Annotated in this window: 2 pseudogenes; both read left to right on the forward strand. The window is 36.6% G+C overall.

The features are described 5' to 3' along the window. Positions 1-216 (forward strand): annotated as a pseudogene (locus ACFIL3_RS11300) (hypothetical protein); the annotation flags it as partial. Between the two features lie 95 nt (positions 217-311). Then, positions 312-500 (forward strand): annotated as a pseudogene (locus tag ACFIL3_RS11305) (hypothetical protein); the annotation flags it as partial.

A 500-nucleotide genomic window follows, 5' to 3' on the forward strand; every position in this document is an offset into this window, starting at 1 on the left:
CGTGTTTTTGATGATGCCGTTATTTGTGATGCTCTTATCTCTGGTTCTTCATATATTCATAGCAATGCCTCTTTAACAGCTAATGAAGATATTGATGATGATGCATATCCTGAATTTGGTAGTGAAGATGATTATTATCGTCATGAGTATTATGCTGATTTTGAAGGGTATTATGACGATGATGATAACAGCGAATATGAAAGTGATGCTGCGTAAATGACACGCGCGGGCGCGGCGGGGGCGCCCTCCTTTAAACATCTCATTTCAAATTTTATCAAATGTTTATCACATTAAATTGTGAGGGTATCTCTATGTGCAAAAAATACGAATTAACTAGTGAAATCAAAAAAATCAAACATGCTCTTACTCGAAATATTATAAGCCTTTATCGCATTAAAGCTTTAAAAGATTTTGATGATGTACAGGCGGGGTCTTTAGGCGGCTTTATTGAAAAGGAAGTTAACCTATCCCATGATGGTAATTGCTGGGTGTATGATGAG

This window comes from Bartonella sp. CE47NXGY, assembly GCF_042195415.1.
In the GTDB taxonomy this organism is placed as follows: Bacteria; Pseudomonadota; Alphaproteobacteria; order Rhizobiales; family Rhizobiaceae; genus Bartonella.